Raw genomic sequence first — 15381 nt, forward strand, 5'->3', positions numbered from 1 at the left:
CTTCGATAAGTCACCATTCGCTACAGCTGTTGTCACATCAGCAATATTTCTCACCTGTCCCGTCAGGTTACCTGCCATGGAGTTGACCGAGTCGGTCAGATCCTTCCAGGTACCGGCTACACCTGGTACATTTGCCTGCCCGCCCAGCTTGCCCTCTGTACCTACTTCGCGGGCGACACGGGTTACTTCAGATGCAAATGAGTTCAATTGATCCACCATCACGTTGATGGTGTTTTTCAATTCCAGAATTTCGCCTTTAACGTCCACCGTGATTTTCTTGGACAAGTCACCATTCGCCACCGCCGTTGTCACTTCGGCGATATTACGCACCTGCCCTGTCAGGTTGCCCGCCATCGAGTTCACTGAATCAGTCAAGTCTTTCCAGGTACCACCTACACCCTTGACCTGCGCCTGACCACCCAGTTTACCTTCGGTACCAACCTCCCTTGCCACCCGAGTCACCTCTGATGCAAACGAGCTGAGCTGATCCACCATGACATTGATAGTGTCTTTTAACTGCAGAATTTCGCCCTTGGCATCCGCCGCGATTTTCTTCGACAGGTCACCGTTTGCCACCGCCGTTGTCACTTCAGCGATATTACGTACCTGCCCGGTCAGGTTGGATGCCATGAAATTGACGTTATCCGTCAAATCCTTCCAGGTACCACCCACACCTGGCACATAAGCCTGCCCACCCAGTTTGCCTTCGGTACCCACTTCACGCGCTACCCGGGTTACCTCGGATGCAAACGACCGTAACTGATCGACCATGGTGTTGATAGTGTCTTTCAGTTGCAAAATCTCGCCACGGACGTCGACCGTGATTTTCTTGGATAAGTCACCGTTTGCCACGGCCGTGGTCACTTCGGCGATATTGCGCACCTGTGAAGTCAAATTACCGGCCATGGAGTTGACTGAGTCGGTCAGATCTTTCCAGATACCTGCCACGCTGGGCACATTTGCCTGACCACCGAGTTTGCCCTCGGTACCGACTTCACGCGCCACCCGGGTTACTTCTGACGCAAAAGAGCTGAGCTGGCTCACCATCGTATTTGCTGTAGTCGCCGCACTCAGAAATTGTCCTTGCAAGGCGCGGCCATCCACTTCCAGCGCCATGCTTTGAGAAAGATCGCCTTTTGCCACAGCACCAATTACCCTGGCCATCTCAGTCGTGGGACGTACCAGATCGTCGATCAGGGAATTGACAGAATTGACGATGGTTCCCCAGTCTCCCTCCGCCCGTACGGAAGAAGCGCGCTGCAGCAAACGCCCTTCCTGGCCCACCAGTTGGCTGACATTCAGGATACCCTGCGTCATATGCGAGCTATTTTCTATGATCTCGTTTAAGGTGTCAGCGATCTTGCCATTGAGGCCAGTCAGGTCAGATGGCATTTTTACTGAGAAATCACCCTTCTTGAGCGCCGTCAGTGCAGCAAGCAGGAGCTTGGGATCGAGTGTTTCCGAGATGTCAGTGAGCGTGTTCATTCTGGCCTTTTAAGCGATGAAATTGATAGCAAATGTTGCAAAAACACCGTCTCGCTCACCTTCTTCACAAGAGCCTGACTTAGACTGATATGGTGCCCGCCAGGCAGCACCCAAATAAACTATGTATTTTGCAGTGCAATATGCATGCAGGTGATACTAAAAACCTGCAAACAACTATTCAGCGGTATTCGAGTATTTTTCTTTCCGTGAAATGAGATACGGTGACATAATTTACTTCAAATTTAAGGATTTGTGACAATTCAATATTTGTATAATGATAAAAGTGTCGCCAACTGGAAACGGTGCAGGTGAGGAAACCCGTGCAAGCAAAATATAAACCCAAGATCCTTGTAGTCAATGACGATGCGGCGAGTTTGTTTGCCTTAAGCGGATTGCTCACAACCTGTGCAGACGAAAACCAATGTTCGGTGGTCACTGCCAAATCTGGCGAAGATGCGCTACGTCATGTACTGCAAGATGACTTTGCCGTGATACTGCTCGATGTCAACATGCCGGGCATGGATGGATTCGAAACTGCAGAAGCGATACATAAGCGCGCCCGCTCCTCTTCCATACCGATTATTTTCATTACAGCTTTTCTGGCTGATGACCTGAATAAATTACGGGCTTACCAGCAAGGCGCGGTCGATTATCTTTTCACCCCCATCATTCCCCAGGTATTGCAAGCCAAGGTGTCGGTGTTTGTTTCACTGGCGAAAAAAAACCTGGAATTGAAAGCGCAAACAGATGCTCTTGGTCTGCGTACACAGGATTTACAGGCGGTCAATGACAAGCTTCAGCGGGAAATAAAAGAAAGAAAAATAGCCGTCGAACAAAATGAAGCGAAAGATAAATTCCTGGCCATGCTGGGTCATGAGTTGCGCAACCCTTTAAGTGCCATCACCAGCGCAGCATCCATCATCGGGTTTCCAGGCGCAAAAGCAGATAGTGTAGAGCGCGCAAAGAAAATTCTTTCCAGACAATCACAACATCTGACACGCATAGTCGATGATTTACTGGATTTGGGGCGAGTGATGTCAGGAAAAATTGTGCTCGACAAAACTGCGGTCAGTCTTGCAGACGTGGTCACGTCTTGCCTGGATAGCCTCAGAGCCAGCCGCCCTGTTGATAGTTACCAATGGAGTATTGATCCTATCGACGCATGGATAGACGCAGATCCCACTCGCGTAGAGCAAATCGTTACCAACTTGCTGGATAATGCCATCAAATATACCCCCGCTGGTGGCACCATTGCCATCAGAAACAATCATTCTGACGGCAAAGTAAGCCTGATGATTACCGACTCTGGAATAGGCATTACAAAAGACTTATTACCACGTATTTTTAATATTTTTGTCCAGGGTGAACATTCGCTGGATCGGGCTAAAGGTGGTCTGGGTATAGGCCTCGCTCTGGTTAAACAATTAGTCGAATTGCATGGGGGCGACATTATCGCCCATAGTGAAGGTGAAAATCTTGGTAGTACCTTTTCTATCGTATTACCCCAGGCCAGGCAGGGTAAACCCTCACCTGAGCATCACGAGGTTCGCAAACTGGAAACAAGCAGAAAGTTGCTGCTTATTGAAGACAATGAAGATGCCCGAGAAATGACTACACAGTTGCTCAAAGCTCATGGATTCCAGGTTATTGAAGCGGCAACTGGTACCGAAGGGATCGTTCTGGCGAAGAGTGAGAAACCCTGTATTGCCCTTATCGATATCGGCCTGCCGGGTATGGATGGTTATGAAGTGGCACGACGCTTGCGCAGCGACAAGGACACCCGTGACATGTACTTGATCGCATTAACCGGTTATGGCCTCAGAGAAGATCAGAGGCTGACATCAGAAGCTGGCTTTGATTCTCACTTTGTAAAGCCTTTGAAACTCCAGCAACTCATACTTACGATAGAGTCTCTGCAAGTTGCATGAAACCTGCTTAGTACCTTTATCTGAAGTCCTCGGTTGATTGATATAGATTCATAAAACAGTGCTACATAAAGCAGTACCTGCAATCAAGAAACAAAACCCAGTCTGAACTTCAAGATCAATTGGTGGCAAATAATTCGTTGTCGTCAATGGTCAATGTGCATTGTTAAAATCAAAACTCCCTCATTATTATTATGCAGCAAATCCATCAAGGAGTTGTTGTATCTGGCTCAGCTCATAGGGCTTGGTTAACATATGACAGGGGAAATTCACATAAGAATGCATATGCGCACCATGACCGGATGAAAAAACAATATGCATATCAGGCGCATCAAGTACCGCTTGCTTTCCCAAAGCGATGCCGGACATTTTTGGCAGGTTGATGTCCGTCAGCAGCACATCAAAACGTCCTTGTTGAAGTAGCTCCAAAGCGCTCTCCCCACTTCCGGCAGGGGTGGGAATATGACCTATCATATCCAGCATTTCACATAACATCTCCAGCAAATCCTGATTATCTTCAACAACCAGAATACGCAAGCCTGCACCTCGCTGACCATCAGACTCATTAACGAGGGAGGCCTCGTTCCCATTCTCGGGGATAGTATTTATCATAGTTACCTATCTGGACTAAGGACTTCCCTGTCTGGGCAGCGCAGGCAGGATCAGATGCATTTCATTTGTCTGAAGCGAACAAAGTTTTTCATTATTTTGATCAGCTAAAAAACGTGCTCACCTTCAAATTTGCAATCATTTGTAGTTGACATGTTCAAATGCTTTTCTTTGCTTCCATACTTTGCAAAATTGATCAAAACATATATCAAAAGAATATACTTTGAATCCTAAGTCCAAACAGTCTTAAACCCTAGCAATTTAATCCCAAAATCACGTAAGGCAATTCCTACAAACAGGCTTGCACGTCTTTCGTGTCCGGTATTATTCAATTGATTTTTACTACTCCACTATGTCTGCAAGCCTGGTTATCTTCCTTCAATGATAAGTTTCTGCAAATAGTCCAGTTCGACAGGCTTGATCATATGCGCGTTAAATCCAGCATTCTGGCTACGTTCCTTATCATGTTGCTGTCCGTAACCGGTCAAGGCTATCAGCCGAATATTGGTACCACCTGGCAAATCCCGTATGGCGTTCGCGAGTTCATAACCGTCCATGCCTGGCAAGCCTATATCAAGAATGGCAAGCTCAGGTATCGATCGCTGCACTTCTTTCAATGCATCTACAGGATCGTAGACTGCTTTGACATCATGTCCCAGGCTTGAGAGCAATTCAAAGAGTGAATCGGCAGCATCGCGATTATCATCCACGATAAGGATACGTCTTTTTACACTGAGTGACATATGTACTTGTTCTTTTTGTTTTTCCGCCTCCACAACAGTCAATGTATGTGGCAAGGTAATGGTAAAGCGACTTCCCAAGCCTTCGCCGGGGCTCTCTGCGTGCACACTACCTTGATGCAATTGAACCAGATTTGCCACCAGCGCAAGGCCTATGCCCATACCTCCATCCGACCTGTCTACACTTCGCCCACCTTGTACGAAAAGATCAAAGATATTTGGCATCAGACTGTCGGAAATACCGACACCGTTGTCGCTGACACATATCTTGACCTGATCGTCTTCGTGATAGCTCACCAGCGAAATTTCTCCGCCATCAGGCGTATATTTTGCGGCGTTCGTTAACAGGTTTGCTACCACCTGTGCAAGACGTGCGGGATCTCCCACCCAGGTGATCGGTGCAACATCCATGGTCAGGTGATGATTTTTTTTCTCCAGCAGATGACTGGCCATTTCCACTGCCTTATTCATCACGTCACGCAAATTGGCAGCGACTATCCTGAGTTGAACCTTGCCACTGGTTATCCTTGAAACATCCATGAGGTCGTCAACCAGACGTACCAGATGATCAACCTGGCGCTGGATAACTGCCTGCTCCCTGCTGATAACGGGGTTACGCATTTTCATCAACTCCAGGGCAGTCACTATGGGTGCCAGAGGATTGCGCAATTCATGACCCAGCATGGCCAGAAAGTCGTCTTTTGCACGGGAAGTGACATTCAGGTTGTCATTCAGGCGTTCAATCTCGGTTCGTGCCAACACCTGCGTTGTGATATCAATGCCTATGGCCATCAAACCATATACCTGGCCATCTACACGCCTTATCGGGGCAAGGTTGTAAATATAATAGCGATCCTCAGGCTCGCCGCCATGCAGACTAAGACGTATCATGGTTTCATCAGAAACAAAGGGCGTGCCTTCCCGGAAAACCTGCCTGAAAGTCGCACGTACTGATGAATCCAGCAATTCCGGGAAAACTTCGTCAAAGCTACGCCCCAGCACCTGACTTTCCAGTCGGCCAATCATTTTGCAATAGATGGGATTGGCTAACTGATAAACCAGATCCTCCCCTACCATGATCGCGGTTCCTACCGGGGCATCGAACAGCAGACGGTCTCTTTCTGCCGCAGCAAAATCGCGCGCCAATACACTTTCCAGATGAGTGAGTGCGCGACAGACAACTGCGGTAAATTCATGCAGGAATTCCCTGTAAGCAGTATCAAACGGCAAACGTTGCGAGATTTCGAATGTCAGTGAACAATCATGATGAAAATGGAGTTCAATTGCATGGATACTAAAATGAGTATCTTTATTCAAACTGGCGGCATCTTCATGATTGACGGATACAGCCACAATATCTGCCGCATTGTCAGCAGCGACAGCACTGACGGTCATAAAAATTTCTTCCCGGCTTTTACAAAGCATCAATCGCTGCGTCAGGGAAGACAAGGTGGCTTGCCTGCGCTCCGCCAGGATATGCGATGTTGTTTCGGTACACACTACCAGTGTGCCTGCGATGCGGTCGTCGTCACCAAAGACAGGTGTATAGGTATAAGTCCAGTACACATCTTCGATACGTGAATTTCGCCAGATGGGAACCAGGTTATCTTCATACCATAGTGCTGCACCACCAGTCATGACATGGGCTATCTGCGGCCCGATGACAGGCCAGATTTCTTGCCAGCATTCAGCCCCCTCTTGACCTAGTGCTGCAGGATGTTTACCAGCGCCAAAACTGGGTACATAGGCGTCGTTGTATATCTGGATCAGCTTTGGTCCCCACCAGAGAAACATGGGGTGTGCAGAATTCAGGACAATGCCCACGGTCGCCCTCAAGGCTGGCGGCCAGTTGCTGATGGGGCCAAGTTCTGTTGCAGACCAGTCAAAATTCCTGACTGCCTCACGCATAGGTGTCCCGCTGCCTATGAATGCCCATCCCGGCGCGGGAGCCGGAACGGCTGATTTGCCGGCATTATCGTTTTGTATCGGGGACATACTCGGTCCTGAAAATGGGTAAGCAACATCACGGTGCTGCATGGGTCAATATACCGAATAATGCCTCACCCAAATGGCAATAGCAGGCAAACGCATACGCCCAGCATATTTTGAATGCAAGGTTAACGCCATTTTGCAGTATCGGCAACAATTCAAGTGAATGAATTTATGCGTTTGTACTGACTTGGCGGATAGAGAACTTAATATTGGGGAAAATTAAAAGCTCTGGAATCGGTAATACGTCAAAATCCAGCTATCAGGAAAAATCAAAGTTGCCGCGACAACTTTATCTGACTGGCTTGCTGCGGCTTACGCATCTCGCTGTTTTCAATGCTGCTTGCATTCAGGTGTTTTACTTTTTGTACAGGATCAGAAAATGATATATCCCTCTGCAGTAATTCTTTCATAATCTTTAAATTAACCGCCTGCTGTGTATCCATATACAAGCCATAATCCGGTTTCAATACAAAGTAAATTACTTCAAACTCTATAGAGTTGCGGTCGAATAATTTGAGATGGGCACGATCAAAACGTACTTCTGCCTGATCTTCTACAATTTTTTGCAACATGGGTGGAACCTGCTCCACGACATCGGGCGGGGTATCCGAAGCGACTTTGACCGACAATTGTACGCGCCTGTCTTTCATGCGCTTGTAATTGCGTATGGTGTTCTTTAATAAGTCAGCATTAGCGATAACGATCTGTTCACCGCTATCAGCGCGAAGGCGCGTGGTCTTCAAGCCCACATGTTCGACCGTACCTGTTATGCCATTGATATTAATGGCGTCTCCTACTTCAAAAGGTTTGTCTACGGCAATCGCCAGCGAGGCAAACAAGTCGCCCAACACATTCTGCACTGCCAGTGCAATCGCAATCCCGCCTATGCCAAGACTGGCGATGAAAGCCGATACATTGATACCTACGTTCGACAACATCGCCAGGAGAAAAACCACCCACAATACAAACTGCAATGCCCAAACAATAATGGTATGTGAAACCCGGCTGACCGGCGCGCCATCAGTCGCCATCGACGTAAAGTAACGCTTACTCAATACCTTGATGGTTTTGTTGATCCACAACGCCAATTGCAAGCCAAACGCCAGGAACCACAAATGATTGACACGGTCACTCCAGCGCGCTGGCAAATCCAGCACGGCCACACCGATCAGCACTGAAGTAATAATGAGAGTGATATTGCTGGTACCGCCCAAAATTTGAGGGACCAATTGTGAGGTGGCGACTGTACCAGGTTCATTCTCTGCGACCAGCTTGCGTTTAAAGACCCCGATTAAGGCATGCATCACAAAGTAAGCAATTACAGCAACGCCACATGCCGTGATCCAGCTGATGAGTGGAATATCCAGAAAGTTACTATTGATGGCCGATTGAAAATCCATAATTTCCCTGAATTTTTTATGTCATGAGTGTTGCGTGTTGCCCTGTGCGCTCAGGCGATTGCGCTTGGACAGTTGGTATGATGTACGCTTGCATACGCAACACAGTTACTGATGCCGGATTGCAGAAAAATTTCACGCAGCCCGGCACCCATTTTGCGGTGTGGCTTATTTTGGCTTATTGCATAGATGGGAGGCTGATTTCATCCTTGCGTTCTTGTATTGCCTCTCCCAGAGATACCAGGTCAAGCTTTGCTTTTTTTGCCTTGGGAAACATCTCCCCTTCCTCTTCCTTTACATGATGCTCAATTTGTTCGGATAAGACTTTGACCTTGGCATCATACAGATCGTCATCAGGCTCCATAGCCAGAATCTGTGTAATCAAGTCTTTGGCGGCAGCGTGTTCGACAGTGGCCTCATCCATCAAATCCTTGACATCTTCACCAGTCTCGCGCATGGCAGTATAAAAAATCTCTTCCTCAGCGATGGTGTGTTTGGTCAATTCCAGGCAAATCTGATGAGCGACTTTTTTCTTACTGGCAAAAGCGTTATTACCCAGGCTCTCGAATTTACTGAACAGTGCTTTCACATTTTTATGATCTTGCTTAAGCAGACTGACCGCATCTTGCGCTTCAGCACCTTTGTTTTTTTTGGGGAGAGCTACAGCAGAAATGTTCGCAGGTTTGGCTTTTGCCGTAGGGGTCGCAGTGCGCATGATGGTTCCTTTAAGTCATTAATGAGAGAAGTTAATTTCAATAATTACCTGCCTGTCACCATCGCATCCCGCGAATGGCATTCCCCGTGCAGCTTTGCCTTATTCATCTATTCAAAAACATAAGCTACCAACTCAGGCGAGCAGTAAGTTCATCTTAAAACCTGCACCCGCAAATGCCGGTAAGCCGCCGCGCTGACGCCATGTAGGACAAAAACCAAAGATTCTTGTGGCAGCAATTAATGCTTTACTTTGATAAATTCGTTGATATACTCCAATAAACATCCTATTACCATCCATATGGATGGTTAATTTAAAGTAAAGGCGTACCATGACTGTCACCGATATACGGGCCAAGGCCAGCGATACAGAAAAAATCACCATCAATCTTGGCCTGGTCGATCTTGGCCAGGTTGACTTGCTGGTGCAGGAAGGCTTTTATTCGAACCGTACCGACCTGATACGCACAGCGATACGCAATCAGTTGCTGACCCATGCTGAAGTCATACGCCAGACGGTAATACGCAAGAGTCTGGTGCTGGGCCTGCAGCATTACACTCGTGCCGATCTTGAAGCCGTGCGGGATGCAGGGCAGCGTTTGCAGATACAGGTCCTGGGTCTGGCCAGCATTGCAGCAGATGTCAGCCCCGAGCTTGCTGTGGCGAGTATCGAATCCATTTCTGTCCTGGGTGCATTCCAGGCCAGTAGCGCGGTAAAAGCCGCGCTGGCAGACCGCATCCTTTGAATGCACATTCAATCTCACATGCAGCAACATTGAAAGTACAACATGAATTTTAATCAAAACCTGCTAGCCCGTATGCGCATGGCAGGTAAATCCTGGCGCGATGCTCAGGCGTTTGCCGTGCCTACCCAAGGCGCCATTCATCCAGATCAATTGCAGAAATTGACAGCCGTCACAGAATTGATACAACGTACCCTCAACGATAATTTACCAGGGCTGGCTCCAGCTTATCGTGGCACAGGCTCCGCCCATGCGGGACAAGACGATGCAAATGGGAACAACTCTCTGCATGACATCAACCCACGGCCTGAAAAGAAGCACGATAGTGAGGTACGAGGCCAGGCACTACACCAGACAGATGTCATTGATGCTGAAACTGCGGCTGAAACTGTTCCTGAAACTTCACAGACCAGGAAAGCAGATGAAAGTAATATTGGTCGCTTCATTAGCGGCAACTATGCCAACGCACATGGCAAGCGTGCTTATAAGCTGTATATCCCCTCCAGCTATACTGGCAATACCGGGCAAGCCTTGCCGCTGATCGTCATGCTGCATGGCTGCACGCAAGGGCCAGATGATTTTGCCACAGGTACAGGTATGAATCTGATAGCCGAGCAACAACATTGCATTGTGGTCTATCCGGCTCAGGAGCAAGGTGCAAACACGTCCAAATGCTGGAACTGGTTCAAGGCCGTGGATCAAAAACGTGATCAGGGAGAGCCTGCCCTGATTGCTGGCATTACCCGAGAAATCATGGCTGACTATCATATCGACGATAGCCGTGTGTTTATCGCTGGCATGTCTGCTGGTGGAGCAATGGCCGCCATCATGGCTGATGCCTACCCTGAGCTGTATGCAGCAGTTGGTATACATTCTGGCTTGCCGTTTGGTGCAGCAAACGATTTGCCTTCCGCACTGGCGGCCATGCGTGGGGCATCAAGCCAGATTAAAACCCCATCTACTGGTACTGCGATACCGATCATCGTCTTCCACGGCGATCAGGATCACACCGTCAATAGCAAGAATGCCGACCGCATCATGACGCGTTATCTCGACCATAGCCAGTCAAAGGCACTGAAGGCACAAAAAGAAAACGGTAGCGGAAAGCTGGGCCGCCGCTACACCCGCACGCGCTTTGCTGAAAATGCCGCAATCCAGCCAGCCCGTGCCGAACAATGGGTCATTCACGGTGCTGGTCACGCGTGGTCAGGCGGCAATAGTCAAGGCAGTTTCACAGATGCATCAGGGCCAGATGCCAGCAGTGAAATGCTGCGTTTCTTTTTGTCGCAAGTAAATCAGAATCAGGTATAACGCGATAAAATCCAATGAGGAAAGCCTGATGCATAACGATGCACCAGGCTTTCCTCAATAGTGCCGTCTTTACAAAGGTGGTCGCACAAATTTTTCGCGGGCCCACAGCCGTGTTTTTGCCGCAGCGATGAAGTCTTTCAATTTATCTGTCGAAATCACAGCATCATCTTTATCGACACCTGCCGCAGTCAACAGCATTTCACTGCCAGCATCATAGGCTATCGCTTTCAAGTGACTGAATGCATCGCTAACAAAGCCTTTCGCTGTCGTATCCCGTTCCAGTTTTTTTGCAGCTTCATCTGAAAGAACAAGAACGACTGCATCAAATATCACAGAAGGGCTGCCTGCCAATTGACCATTTACCTTGGCTTCCTTACCGTCAGACAAGAGTATGCCATTGATACGCGGAGCAATGAGCTTACACTTGCCCTCTGCGGCTCCAACAACCGCTTTGACTTTTTCCAGAAGCTTGGCATCTGAACCGTCGGCGATGAGAATGCCAACCACACGGCCTGCAAGAGTATCTTTCATCTTGTCAATCAAACCCAGGGCTGGTGATACTGGTAAATCCTGTATCTCTGCGTGAATGGCGGGTGCCGCAGGCAAGTCTTTCACGCCCAGGCCAGCGGCGACGCGTTGCGCCAATTCTTCATTGATATGCAACATATGGCCGACCATCGCTAAGCGTATATGTGGATGCTCAACTTTTGACAGTTCAAAGACCAGCGCCGCAACTATATGCGCTTGCTCGGTTTCGTTCTGGCTAGCAAAAAATTGACGCGCCTGGCTGTAATGATCAGCAAAACTTTCAGGGCGTATCCTGCCTTTGTCACCAGCAACTGGCTCTGCCATACTGTTAAAACCTGTTGCTGGCTGCTCGCGCGGCGCATCCTTTGCCAGAGTATTTGGCTCATATGCAACCCTGCCAACGGGGCGCGTCATTTGCATATGGCCATCACGCTGGTGATTGGCAAATGGGCACTTTGGCGCATTGACGGGAATTTGGTGAAAATTAGGCGAACCCAGTCTGGACAACTGTGTATCCAGATAAGAAAATAAACGCCCCTGCAACAAAGGGTCATTGGAGAAGTCAATGCCGGGGACTATATGCGATGGGCAAAACGCCACTTGCTCAGTCTCGGCAAAGAAATTATCAGGCCACCTGTCCAGCACCATGCGCCCTATGACAATCAGTGGCACCAGTTCTTCGGGGATGAGCTTGGTGGCATCAAGATGATCAAACGGAAATTCATCTGCTTCTTCCTGCGTAAAAAGCTGCACCGCCAGTTCCCATTCAGGGTAGTCGCCAGCAGTGATGGCTTCAAAAAAATCACGCCTGTGAAAGTCAGGGTCAGTTCCCGCAATTTTGACTGTCTCATCCCAAATTGTGGATTGCAAGCCTGCTTTTGGACGCCAGTGAAACTTCACGAAAGTGGCTTCGCCATCCTTGTTAATGAGTCGGAAAGAATGTACACCAAAGCCTTCTATCATGCGCAGTGATCTTGGCAGTGTGCGGTCAGACATGATCCACATCACCATATGCATGGTTTCTGGTGTCAGTGAAATAAAATCCCAGAACGTGTCATGTGCTGTCGCGGCTTGCGGGAAGCCGCGATCAGGCTCCATTTTTACTGCGTGGACAAGATCAGGAAATTTAATGGCATCCTGAATAAAGAACACTGGAACATTATTGCCCACCAGGTCCCAATTGCCTTCAGGGGTATAAAATTTGACTGCAAAACCGCGCACATCCCGTGGTGTATCTACAGAGCCAGAACCACCCGCAACCGTCGAAATGCGGGTAAATACCGGTGTTTGCAGACCCACATCAGTCAGGACTTTGGCCGTCGTGTATTTTTCAAGCGAATGTGTCAGTTCAAAATACCCATGCGCACCAGTTCCACGCGCATGCACGATACGTTCAGGTATGCGTTCATGATCGAAATGAGTAATTTTCTCTCTTAAGATAAAATCCTCCAGCAAGGTCGGCCCTCTGACACTGGCTTTCAGGGAATTTTGATCATCTGCAATGACGACACCTTGATTCGTCGTCAATTCCGGATGAGTTTTCCCTGCGATCTGATGTAGCTCTCCCCCATTACCGATCGAGGTGGCAGTAGGGGTAGTAGTAAGGTTTTTTGTTTTTTTGCTTTCGGCTGTGGCTGTGATCGCATTGGTTTTAGGCATGGTGGGCACTCTAAAAAGTAAGATTTTGACGCGATGAAAATCAAGCACTATGCAAATTGACGCTTAAATTTTGCTCGTTTGAAGATAGACCAAAATGCGGTAATCATTTGTACGGAAACGAACATTAAGGTCAAAGCTGGAATAGAAATTACTTTTTATTTTTTCTATAATTTTTGGAATTTCGCATTCCAAGTTCAAAGAAAAACGGACTGCTTTATGCAGTCCGTTCTTGCGCTACAAATAACCTGTCACTCAGACACAAGCTTAAGAGACACTTGCTTCGGAAGTTGAGTTGATGTCTTCTGCGCCAGCTTTTTTGTAGATTTCTTTTGCATTGGAAGCCTGATCAGAATTATCGGTATGGACTGAGATAAGAACATTGCCTCCGCGAATTTTTCCGTCATACAATTTTGCTTCATATTCTGGAATGCCCAATCCGACCAGCGCACCAATGATGCCGCCAGCCGCGCCCACCAATGCAGCACCACTCAATGCGGCCATGATAGGTCCGGCGGCAATGAAAGGCCCAACGCCAGGAATTGCCAGCGTGCCTATACCTGTCAGCCACCCCAGTATGGCACCCACCCCCATGCCAGCAGCGCCACCAGTGGCAGCTCCTTCAGGTAATTTGGTATTTTGCTCGTGCGCAAAATCCCGTGTACCAGTCTGGTCAGGAAACAAGACTGAAATATCGCCGCTTGGGAATCCGGCAAGTTTCAAATTGTCGACGATGTTTTCTGCCTGAACACGATTTGTTGCGATACAGTAGATTGCGGTTTTCATATGCATACCCCTTGGTGAATTAAATTGCGCGCCTTATTTTGCTGCGTTACTGGCTTGTCACACTTGCCCAGCTTCAATTGGTTTTTACATCCAGTGAATTATTAATGGAACTCACACCTGTGACAGCCTGTACGATTTTTTCGACTTTCAATTTTTCATCTGCAGTTTTTACCGGACCGCGTAAAGTGACTTTACCCGTATCCACCATAATTTTGATGTTATGCGCCATCATTGAGAGCGATTTGTCCTGTACGACTGCGCGCCTGACTGTGGCGAGAAGATTGCGGTCTTCTGGTGTATTGAATTGATCTTCTGGCGTTTTATTCCCGGCATACTTGTCGCGGTTATTGATCGCCGTATTATCGACATTCGATGCGCTCTTCCCTTCCGTGACCACGGGGGGAACAGGATCCGCAGCGAATCCTGTTCCTGGCAATGCGGCAAGGCACAGCAGCGAGGCAAGGCCAATCTGATTTAATATTCGTCCCATTCATCTCTCCTGATTAAGTCCATTGCGGACAAGTAGCGACAGATTAGGAAAATTAATCAACGACATCTGTGCGGTAAGTCACATGCAAGAAAATCAGGCAGGAAGATTCTCCCGCCTGTGTGATCAAAAAGAGTGATGTTATTTCATAGGAAAAACATCTGAAGGAGTTGATTCAAGGTTGCACCCCGGTGTGTCGTCAGATCAGAGAAGATTTCACGCTGATTGCAGATCGCTCAACAGTAAGATTTTTCCTACAAATCAGGTCGCTGTTGTCCTGTACTTAATATGCGGGATTCTCGTTATCATGACAACTCTATCGCAGAGTAACCATCCCTTATCAATCTATGGTACGGCTTATGCTAATGCAGTAGAGAAAGTACACAGCCAACCTATTTTTCCAGAGGAATTATCATGAGGAATTTTTTCGGTTTCCATTTTTTAACTAAAAATCAAAACCTTTCAGCACTCAACAATCAACAAATTGCTCCTGGCATTACTGCAACAGACATTAACAGCGCTGAAAAACCGAAAAATATGACTCCTGCAAAACAGCATATGCATTTGAAGAAAATGGAAGAGCGTAGCCGGCATTTGAGAACCATGTATTTCTCGAGCTAAACGAATGCTCGCCAATAGAGCCTGGCAATTTTTACCGGAGCATTTGAAATGAGAATCCAAACGATAAGTTAAAAATGTGTTTTGCTTTGCTTGCTTATACTCAAGTAATTATCAAGCAGTTAGTTAGTGCCAGGCTTCAATTAATAGACAGGAATGATCATGACAAAAAAAGTCACAGAAAATTCAAACAATCCGCACCGTATATCAAGTTCAGATTTTAAAGATGAACTGGATAAATTGATCAACCGGCTACCCTCTATGTCTGATATTGAAATAAGTGCCGCCAAGGATCAGTTTTTGCGAAAAATAGAAATCGCCATCGCTAGTCAATCTTCATAGCACCAAATCAGAGCCATCTTCTCCCTTATCAATTTGCACTATACAAATCGG

The 15381-nt window shown here is 47.6% G+C and carries 14 protein-coding genes; 5 read left to right on the forward strand and 9 right to left on the reverse strand.

Annotated elements, in window-relative coordinates; genetic code table 11:
• A partial coding sequence (locus tag AC07OI_RS08370) for a HAMP domain-containing protein (protein WP_495256888.1) occupies nucleotides 1–1485 on the reverse strand: 1485 nt, incomplete at its 3' end.
• A 320-nt stretch (nucleotides 1486–1805) separates the two neighbouring features.
• On the opposite strand from AC07OI_RS08370, the gene AC07OI_RS08375 reads away from it, so the two are divergent.
• Nucleotides 1806–3413, forward strand: coding sequence for an ATP-binding response regulator (locus AC07OI_RS08375; RefSeq protein ID WP_495256889.1), 1608 nt, complete (start codon nucleotides 1806–1808; stop codon nucleotides 3411–3413).
• Between the two features lie 189 nt (nucleotides 3414–3602).
• Here the strand turns inward: AC07OI_RS08375 and AC07OI_RS08380 are convergent, their stop codons facing one another.
• From AC07OI_RS08380 to AC07OI_RS08400, 5 genes are all read right to left on the reverse strand, one after another.
• Nucleotides 3603–4022 carry a response regulator gene (locus AC07OI_RS08380; RefSeq protein ID WP_492704360.1) on the reverse strand — a complete coding sequence of 140 codons (420 nt, stop codon included), beginning with the start codon at nucleotides 4020–4022 and terminating at the stop codon, nucleotides 3603–3605.
• 365 nt (nucleotides 4023–4387) lie between these two features.
• Nucleotides 4388–6754, reverse strand: a complete 2367-nt coding sequence (locus AC07OI_RS08385; protein WP_495256890.1) for a hybrid sensor histidine kinase/response regulator — start codon at nucleotides 6752–6754, stop codon at nucleotides 4388–4390.
• A gap of 266 nt (nucleotides 6755–7020) precedes the next feature.
• The gene (locus tag AC07OI_RS08390) at nucleotides 7021–8151 is read right to left on the reverse strand and encodes a mechanosensitive ion channel family protein (RefSeq protein ID WP_495256891.1); all 1131 of its coding nucleotides are present in this window, start codon (nucleotides 8149–8151) and stop codon (nucleotides 7021–7023) included.
• Nucleotides 8152–8326: 175 nt separating this feature from the next.
• The gene (locus AC07OI_RS08395) at nucleotides 8327–8863 is read right to left on the reverse strand and encodes a hemerythrin domain-containing protein (RefSeq protein ID WP_495256892.1); all 537 of its coding nucleotides are present in this window, start codon (nucleotides 8861–8863) and stop codon (nucleotides 8327–8329) included.
• Between the two features lie 132 nt (nucleotides 8864–8995).
• Nucleotides 8996–9193, reverse strand: coding sequence for a hypothetical protein (locus AC07OI_RS08400; protein ID WP_495256893.1), 198 nt, complete (start codon nucleotides 9191–9193; stop codon nucleotides 8996–8998).
• Here AC07OI_RS08400 and AC07OI_RS08405 point away from each other — a divergent pair.
• Complete coding sequence (locus AC07OI_RS08405; protein WP_186953755.1) at nucleotides 9192–9605, forward strand: CopG family transcriptional regulator; 414 nt, start codon at nucleotides 9192–9194, stop codon at nucleotides 9603–9605. The two genes, AC07OI_RS08400 and AC07OI_RS08405, sit on opposite strands and share 2 nt — an antisense overlap.
• 42 nt (nucleotides 9606–9647) lie before the next feature.
• Entirely contained in the window at nucleotides 9648–10913 is a 1266-nt protein-coding gene (locus AC07OI_RS08410) for an extracellular catalytic domain type 1 short-chain-length polyhydroxyalkanoate depolymerase (protein WP_495256894.1), read from the forward strand.
• A gap of 69 nt (nucleotides 10914–10982) precedes the next feature.
• On the opposite strand, the gene AC07OI_RS08415 is transcribed toward AC07OI_RS08410, so the two are convergent.
• The 3 genes from AC07OI_RS08415 to AC07OI_RS08425 form a co-directional block, all read right to left on the reverse strand.
• Complete coding sequence (locus AC07OI_RS08415) at nucleotides 10983–13100, reverse strand: catalase (protein WP_495256895.1); 2118 nt, start codon at nucleotides 13098–13100, stop codon at nucleotides 10983–10985.
• Between the two features lie 264 nt (nucleotides 13101–13364).
• Nucleotides 13365–13883, reverse strand: a complete 519-nt coding sequence (locus tag AC07OI_RS08420; protein ID WP_492704367.1) for a hypothetical protein — start codon at nucleotides 13881–13883, stop codon at nucleotides 13365–13367.
• 73 nt (nucleotides 13884–13956) lie between these two features.
• The gene (locus AC07OI_RS08425; RefSeq protein ID WP_495256896.1) at nucleotides 13957–14373 is read right to left on the reverse strand and encodes a BON domain-containing protein; all 417 of its coding nucleotides are present in this window, start codon (nucleotides 14371–14373) and stop codon (nucleotides 13957–13959) included.
• A gap of 411 nt (nucleotides 14374–14784) precedes the next feature.
• Between AC07OI_RS08425 and AC07OI_RS08430 the strand changes: the two genes are divergently transcribed.
• Both AC07OI_RS08430 and AC07OI_RS08435 read left to right on the forward strand, forming a co-directional pair.
• Nucleotides 14785–14991, forward strand: coding sequence for a hypothetical protein (locus tag AC07OI_RS08430; protein ID WP_492704369.1), 207 nt, complete (start codon nucleotides 14785–14787; stop codon nucleotides 14989–14991).
• Between the two features lie 159 nt (nucleotides 14992–15150).
• Entirely contained in the window at nucleotides 15151–15330 is a 180-nt protein-coding gene (locus tag AC07OI_RS08435; protein ID WP_492704370.1) for a hypothetical protein, read from the forward strand.
• The last annotated feature ends 51 nt before the right edge of the window (nucleotides 15331–15381 follow it).

The organism is Undibacterium sp. GW821-FHT07F11, assembly GCF_059418665.1.

What these genes read in the sequence shown, in the direction of transcription:
- AC07OI_RS08410 (WP_495256894.1), top strand. Translation starts at nt 9,648, where the DNA reads ATGAATTTTAATCAAAACCTGCTAGCCCGTATGCGCATGGCAGGTAAA.
- AC07OI_RS08380 (WP_492704360.1), bottom strand. Translation starts at nt 4,022, where the DNA reads ATGATAAATACTATCCCCGAGAATGGGAACGAGGCCTCCCTCGTTAAT.
- AC07OI_RS08425 (WP_495256896.1), bottom strand. Translation starts at nt 14,373, where the DNA reads ATGGGACGAATATTAAATCAGATTGGCCTTGCCTCGCTGCTGTGCCTT.
- AC07OI_RS08420 (WP_492704367.1), bottom strand. Translation starts at nt 13,883, where the DNA reads ATGAAAACCGCAATCTACTGTATCGCAACAAATCGTGTTCAGGCAGAA.
- AC07OI_RS08395 (WP_495256892.1), bottom strand. Translation starts at nt 8,863, where the DNA reads ATGCGCACTGCGACCCCTACGGCAAAAGCCAAACCTGCGAACATTTCT.
- AC07OI_RS08405 (WP_186953755.1), top strand. Translation starts at nt 9,192, where the DNA reads ATGACTGTCACCGATATACGGGCCAAGGCCAGCGATACAGAAAAAATC.
- AC07OI_RS08435 (WP_492704370.1), top strand. Translation starts at nt 15,151, where the DNA reads ATGACAAAAAAAGTCACAGAAAATTCAAACAATCCGCACCGTATATCA.
- AC07OI_RS08390 (WP_495256891.1), bottom strand. Translation starts at nt 8,151, where the DNA reads ATGGATTTTCAATCGGCCATCAATAGTAACTTTCTGGATATTCCACTC.
- AC07OI_RS08415 (WP_495256895.1), bottom strand. Translation starts at nt 13,100, where the DNA reads ATGCCTAAAACCAATGCGATCACAGCCACAGCCGAAAGCAAAAAAACA.
- AC07OI_RS08385 (WP_495256890.1), bottom strand. Translation starts at nt 6,754, where the DNA reads ATGTCCCCGATACAAAACGATAATGCCGGCAAATCAGCCGTTCCGGCT.
- AC07OI_RS08430 (WP_492704369.1), top strand. Translation starts at nt 14,785, where the DNA reads ATGAGGAATTTTTTCGGTTTCCATTTTTTAACTAAAAATCAAAACCTT.
- AC07OI_RS08400 (WP_495256893.1), bottom strand. Translation starts at nt 9,193, where the DNA reads ATGGTACGCCTTTACTTTAAATTAACCATCCATATGGATGGTAATAGG.